The following is a 5,810-nucleotide window of genomic DNA, read 5'->3' as shown; positions in this document are numbered from 1 at the left end:
CTTCTGTATTCAAATTTTCTTCAACTATATTCATATATTCCATTTATATTACCTCCCATAATTCTTTTGATAATTTGATAAAATTACTTTCAATCTTTTCTTTTTCTGCCTCTAGATCTTTTAATTCTTCTATTCGTCTATTTATAGAATCTAATTTTTGTAATGCAATGTACATATCTTGTAGAATAAATTCTTTACTTCTTTTATCTTCTTTTATTTCAATATCAAACTTCAACATTGTGCATTCCTCCTTGATTTGGTATAATTAACGTAAGATATTTTACAAGTTGACTTCTTCTAGACGGCCATCTAGAGAGGTCTTTTTATTTTGTGTAAAGATTAAACTTAATGCTGCTCCTGCAACCTCATTAGTCTCCTTAGTAACTTCATTCCATTTCTCTAATTCATGATTATCTATTAGTCCATCACAAGCTATTGAAAACATATCTCTCTTAATAGCATTCAAATCATCTATTTCCTTTTGTAACTTTAATACTGACTCTGCTATATCTGAATGATGTATTTCAGGTAGATACTTCCTTCCAACCGTTGTAGACTGCCTTAAATGTTCATAAGCTAACCATTCAGTCTCATAAAATTGAATCATTTTACATACAACATCATCAGGTACTGGAGTTATACCTCTTTCATATGCTGATAATGAATCTCTAGATACTCCTAAAAATTCTGATGCTTTTTCTTGAGTTAAATTCGTATTTTTTCTAGCCTTTTTATACAAGTTTCCGTATCCTTTCCCCATTCAAATTCACTTCCTTCCGTTATAAAATATAATTAAGAATTAATTATTACTCTTCTTGAAAACTGGCATATCTCTTACCTTTCCTACATAACTAACTAATCCTTTCCTTTTAGGTGTCAACGTGGCACCTCCTTTCTATTTGTTTTTTGTTACCAACTTATACTCTTTACATTACTTAAATCAGATAAATCTTTTCCTTTATAAGACTCTACGAATGCAATCAATTCACTCCTAGAAACTTTATATCTTCCTAATTTCAAAGGTGTTAACATTCCTGCTTTAAATAGATCGTAAACTTTGTTATTATTTACTTTCAATATCGCTGCTATTTGTGGCACTGTAAAAAGCAAATCATCACCCATATTTACACCTCCTTCTACTTCCTCACTTACCAATATCCACACCTCTCACCTCCTACGCTGATTGAGTTGTTTTATTTTCTATTTTGAATCAATTTATTAACCGATAGGTAAGTTTATTATCAAAAAAAATTTCATTCATCTCATCTAATGATAGATTTAGAATTTGTGCTATTTTTTGTATTTCTGCTCTATTAAATTCTACAATTCCTAACTCTTTTCTATTATAAGTTCTTATAGCCATCCCTAACTTTATGGCCATTTGTTTCTGAGTATAACCTTTTGCAATTCTTATTCCCTTTAACTTATTACTATTCATTTATTTCACTCCTTATTATCCAATTGGTTAATTATATATTAATATACCATTTGGTTAATGTCAAGGATAAAATTATAAATTCGGTTATTTTTTTTATTTTTTTTATCATATGTATTATAATATTGGTTAAGAGGTGGTCATATGGATAAGTTTAAAAAAAGATTACAAACTTTATTAGAAGAAAGAAATATGAATCAAAAAGAGCTAGCTAAGCAATCGGGGGTTACTGAAGTAACTATATCGCGATATATAAATGGTTCTAGAAAGCCACGAATTGAAATAGTTAATAAATTGGCTGAAGTGCTTAATACTACAACTGACTATCTCCTTGGCAGGACAGATGAAAAGAATTCACCTAAAGACAAAAAAGACCCCTTTCCAGAAGAATTCACTTCTCCAGAAGATGCGGTAAAATTTCTTCTTGAGCAAAACGTTATAATGGGATTTGGTGGATTTGATGTTAATACAATGAGTGATGAGGAAGTTCTAGAATTTGCTAATGAGCTGTTGAATCAGCTTAGGATACTTAGTTATAAGTATAAAAAGTAAACATAATTTTAAAAGGGGGTAAACAAATGGACAATCAAAATCAAGTCCCTAAAAAGAAATGGTATTTATCAACATGGATTATAGCACTATGTTTTGCGTTATGGGTTCTTGTAGCGCCACCAATAATTGGAATCATTCTTTTAGTTTTACAAAGTAAAGAGTCAAAATCATTAGAAAAATGGTACACGGAAAAATCTAAATTATTAGATGATATTGGTGTAACACGGTATACCGATTTAACCGAAAAAATAGAAAAAGAAAAAAATGATTTTGAAGTAGAAAAGCAAAATTTAGTTCATGAAATTGAAGCTATTAAACAAGAAAAATCAAATCATGAAAAATCAATTGAAGATAGCAGGATTGTTATTAATGAACTTAATGAAAGTATTGAAAGACTTGAAAATAATAAAGATAAAAAAGATAAACAACTAAAAACTCAAATAAATAAAATAAAGCGTATTAAGGAAATATATAAAAGTATAGAATATTCAATTGAAACATTTTTTGAATATGAACCAGCCTATGAAAATATTATTTTGCCAGATTCAATTATAGAAGAAATCAAGATAACTATTCCATCTGTTATTTTAAAATTGCATCATATGGACGTTAAAGATTTACGTAAAGCTTTTAAAGAAAATGATAAAGCCATAGAAAAAATCTTAACTCAATATCAAAGTAGATATACCACTAAAACCAATCAAGCAATTTATCAATTAATGGTTATTGCCTTAAGGGCTGAACTACAAAATATACTTTATAGTTTAAAATACGATAAGCTTGACACAGCCGTTGAGAACATCAAGCAAGTTACTCAAAAGTATTTAAAAATTGCATCAGAAGGGAATCAAAGTATAGCTAGTACACTTACGAAGTTTATAGGCGAGATAGAATATCTATTTATCAATGCTGCTAAAATTGAGTACAATTACTATGTTAAAAAAGAAAAAATCAAACAAGAACAACTTGCCCTACGTCAACAAATGAGAGAAGAAGCAGAAGAAAGAAAAATATTAAAGAAACAAAGAGAAAAAGTTGAACGTGAAGAGTTAAAGTTCAAAAACGAAATAGAAAAAGCTCAAGAACTATTGAATACAACAGATAATACAGATGAATTAGAAAAATTAAAATCAAAAATCCTTGAATTACAAGGACAACTTACAGATGTTACTATTAAAAAAGAAGAAATATCAAACCTTCAAAATGGTAAAGCAGGAAATGTTTATATTATTAGTAATTTAGGTTCTTTTGGTGATCAGGTATTTAAAATTGGCATGACAAGAAGAATAGACCCGCAAGAAAGAATAAATGAATTAGGAAGTGCTTCTGTACCTTTTAAATTTGATGTTCATAGTTTTATTTTTTCAGAGGATGCGGTAGCCCTAGAAAATGAATTACATAATCGGTTAAATAACAAAAGATTGAACAAAGTTAATATGCGAAAAGAATTTTTTAATTGTAGTATTGATGAACTTGAAGATTTAGTAAATGAATTAGACCAAACGGCAGAATTTAATCGAACAATGCTTGCGGAAGAATATAAACAGTCTTTGTCAACGCAAGAAAATTATGATACTACATCTACCAATACTGAAAATAGTGACATTAATGAAACTGCTTTAGATGATTAATTATTAAATAAATTTTTAGGTGTTTAGGAACAACTTTATAATCCCAATTTCTAAACAGGTCGAATTCGACCTGTTTAGAAATGAATCAGGATTAAAAATTTAAACTAGGAGGAATTACCATGAATAATGAAGAAAAGATTTATGATTTATTAGAAAAAGTTTATACAGAATTACAAGAAACTAAAAATGAATTAAATAGCTTTAGAAAGGATACTAACAAGAGATTCGATACTTTAGAAGATAAAGTAGATAGTGTAAGTAATAAGCTTGATGATGTAGAAGCAAGTAATGCTAATAGACATATTATCATTAATTCTAAACTAGAAAAAATAAATAAAAATATTAGTACAGTAGAAGAAGTAACTGCTAAGAATTGGACAGATATTATTGAGCTTAAGAAAATAAAGTAGGTGATTTAATGAATTTACCATGGGTGGATGATATAATTGCTGGTTTAGTTGAAATATATAAAACTAGAAATATACATGAACTATACCAGCAGTTAGATATTGAAATAATAAAGTTCAGTAAAGATAATATACTATTAAGAAAAGGTGAAGCAATGTATCAAAGAAATTATTTTGGAAAAGAGGTTGTTTTCATTAGAGATGATCTAGAGTATAAATATGAAAAGTTTATTTTAGCACACGAACTTGGACATGCTCTCTTACATACTAAAATATATCAAGCTGCATACAATAATAAACTTATAAATAAAGGTAAACTAGAAAAACAGGCTGATTATTTTGCTCTTAAGCTACTTAATATTAAAATAGATAGTATATATTATGAAGGCTTTACAATTGAACAAATATCAAAGGCATTATATGTAAACGAAAAAAGTTTAGAAGTGTACTCAATATGAGTATTATATTTTTTATCGTTAAACCGAACATATATTCTATTAAGGAGGTTTTTAAATGCAAGGTGGAGTTAGGCGTAGGGGAAAGCGATGGTATTTCTACTTTGATGCAGGAGTTGTAGATGGCAAAAGAAAAAAGATTGAACGTGTAGGTGGTAATACTAAAAAAGAAGCCCTAGAAGCTTTAAGAAATGCTCTCAATGAATTTGAGAAGGCTGGTACTGTAGTAGATGAAACAGAAATGAGTACAGCTGATTATTTTGATTACTGGTATAAAGAATATGTACTAATTAATTGCAAACATAATACACAAGTTTATTATAAAGGTATTATAAAAAATCATATAAAACCTAAACTAGGGATATATAAAATAAAATCTCTTAATGCAGCTAAATTGCAAGAATTTATAAACAATAAACATATCAATGGATATTCTAAAAGTTCTTTATCTAATTTTTTAGGTGTTCTTTCTAAAGCTTTAAAAATGGCAGTATATCCATATCAATTAATTAAAGAAAATCCTATGCAATATGTAAAAATACCTAAAATTCAAGAAAATAAAAAAGATGAAGATAATCTTAAAATTATATCTAAAGAAGATTTTAATAAAATTATAAAAAGATTTCCAAGGAAAAGCACATTCTATATACCTTTACAAATCAGTTTTCATACAGGCATGAGAGCTGGAGAAGTTTGTGGATTAACATGGGATCATGTAGATTTAGAATCCAATACAATATCAGTTACTAAAACTCTTATTCCTAAAGGAAAAGGTATATGGGAATTAGGACCTCCTAAAACTCAATCTTCATATAGAACTATTGTAATAGGTCAAACATTAGTAGATATTTTAAAAAAGCATAAGAAATGGCAAATAGAAAATAAATTAAGATATGGTAAGTATTATAAAAAATCTAATTTTGTATGTACTAAAGAAAATGGAGATCACGTAACTACAAATACTTTAAAATATTTGTCTAGAGTGGTTAATTATGAATTAATGATAGACTTTAATTTTCATTCATTAAGACACACTCATGCTACTATGTTACTTGAAGCAGGAGCAAATATAAAAGATATTCAGGAGAGATTAGGTCATTCTAAATTATCAACAACAATGGATACTTATTCTCATGTTACTAACAAAATGAAAAAAGAAAGTGTTGATATATTTGAAAAAATTATATCTAATAATAAGTAAATTTGCCACCGAGTATAATTATACTCGGTGGCAACAGGGTGGCAAATGCCCTATTTAAAATGTTATAAATCTCTAAAGTACAGTTCTTATCTAGTTAGTAATACTATAGTCTCTACGTGCACCGTATGA

The 5,810-nt window shown here is 27.9% G+C and carries 9 protein-coding genes; 5 read left to right on the top strand and 4 right to left on the bottom strand.

The window, feature by feature from the left end:
- Positions 1–43 precede the first annotated feature (43 nt).
- The 4 genes from GOQ29_RS02475 to GOQ29_RS02460 form a co-directional block, all read right to left on the bottom strand.
- Positions 44–238, bottom strand: coding sequence for a hypothetical protein (locus GOQ29_RS02475; RefSeq protein WP_203371048.1), 195 nt, complete (start codon positions 236–238; stop codon positions 44–46).
- 42 nt (positions 239–280) lie between these two features.
- Complete coding sequence (locus GOQ29_RS02470; RefSeq protein WP_203371047.1) at positions 281–760, bottom strand: helix-turn-helix domain-containing protein; 480 nt, start codon at positions 758–760, stop codon at positions 281–283.
- Between the two features lie 149 nt (positions 761–909).
- Entirely contained in the window at positions 910–1,164 is a 255-nt protein-coding gene (locus GOQ29_RS02465) for a helix-turn-helix domain-containing protein (RefSeq protein WP_350445960.1), read from the bottom strand.
- Positions 1,165–1,210: 46 nt separating this feature from the next.
- Entirely contained in the window at positions 1,211–1,438 is a 228-nt protein-coding gene (locus GOQ29_RS02460) for a helix-turn-helix transcriptional regulator (protein ID WP_203371046.1), read from the bottom strand.
- Between the two features lie 141 nt (positions 1,439–1,579).
- Between GOQ29_RS02460 and GOQ29_RS02455 the strand changes: the two genes are divergently transcribed.
- The 5 genes from GOQ29_RS02455 to GOQ29_RS02435 all read left to right on the top strand — a co-directional run bounded on the left by GOQ29_RS02455 (position 1,580) and on the right by GOQ29_RS02435 (position 5,681).
- Complete coding sequence (locus tag GOQ29_RS02455) at positions 1,580–1,987, top strand: helix-turn-helix domain-containing protein (RefSeq protein ID WP_203371045.1); 408 nt, start codon at positions 1,580–1,582, stop codon at positions 1,985–1,987.
- Positions 1,988–2,013: 26 nt separating this feature from the next.
- On the top strand, positions 2,014–3,618 hold the full coding sequence (locus GOQ29_RS02450; protein ID WP_203371044.1) for a GIY-YIG nuclease family protein: 1,605 nt from the start codon (positions 2,014–2,016) through the stop codon (positions 3,616–3,618).
- A gap of 119 nt (positions 3,619–3,737) precedes the next feature.
- Positions 3,738–4,028 (top strand): hypothetical protein, encoded by a 291-nt coding sequence (locus GOQ29_RS02445; protein ID WP_203371043.1) that lies wholly within the window; start codon positions 3,738–3,740, stop codon positions 4,026–4,028.
- Between the two features lie 8 nt (positions 4,029–4,036).
- Entirely contained in the window at positions 4,037–4,483 is a 447-nt protein-coding gene (locus GOQ29_RS02440; protein ID WP_203371042.1) for an ImmA/IrrE family metallo-endopeptidase, read from the top strand.
- A gap of 55 nt (positions 4,484–4,538) precedes the next feature.
- Positions 4,539–5,681, top strand: a complete 1,143-nt coding sequence (locus tag GOQ29_RS02435; protein WP_203371041.1) for a site-specific integrase — start codon at positions 4,539–4,541, stop codon at positions 5,679–5,681.
- The last annotated feature ends 129 nt before the right edge of the window (positions 5,682–5,810 follow it).

It is taken from the genome of Anaeromonas gelatinilytica (assembly GCF_016820635.1).
GTDB lineage: Bacteria > Bacillota > Clostridia > Tissierellales > SIT17 > Anaeromonas > Anaeromonas gelatinilytica.
Note: the sequence above shows the minus strand (reverse complement) of the source record. Positions and strands in the feature narration are given on the sequence as shown.

What these genes read in the sequence shown, in the direction of transcription:
- GOQ29_RS02475 (WP_203371048.1), bottom strand. Translation starts at nt 238, where the DNA reads ATGTTGAAGTTTGATATTGAAATAAAAGAAGATAAAAGAAGTAAAGAA.
- GOQ29_RS02450 (WP_203371044.1), top strand. Translation starts at nt 2,014, where the DNA reads ATGGACAATCAAAATCAAGTCCCTAAAAAGAAATGGTATTTATCAACA.
- GOQ29_RS02470 (WP_203371047.1), bottom strand. Translation starts at nt 760, where the DNA reads ATGGGGAAAGGATACGGAAACTTGTATAAAAAGGCTAGAAAAAATACG.
- GOQ29_RS02435 (WP_203371041.1), top strand. Translation starts at nt 4,539, where the DNA reads ATGCAAGGTGGAGTTAGGCGTAGGGGAAAGCGATGGTATTTCTACTTT.
- GOQ29_RS02460 (WP_203371046.1), bottom strand. Translation starts at nt 1,438, where the DNA reads ATGAATAGTAATAAGTTAAAGGGAATAAGAATTGCAAAAGGTTATACT.
- GOQ29_RS02445 (WP_203371043.1), top strand. Translation starts at nt 3,738, where the DNA reads ATGAATAATGAAGAAAAGATTTATGATTTATTAGAAAAAGTTTATACA.
- GOQ29_RS02440 (WP_203371042.1), top strand. Translation starts at nt 4,037, where the DNA reads ATGAATTTACCATGGGTGGATGATATAATTGCTGGTTTAGTTGAAATA.
- GOQ29_RS02455 (WP_203371045.1), top strand. Translation starts at nt 1,580, where the DNA reads ATGGATAAGTTTAAAAAAAGATTACAAACTTTATTAGAAGAAAGAAAT.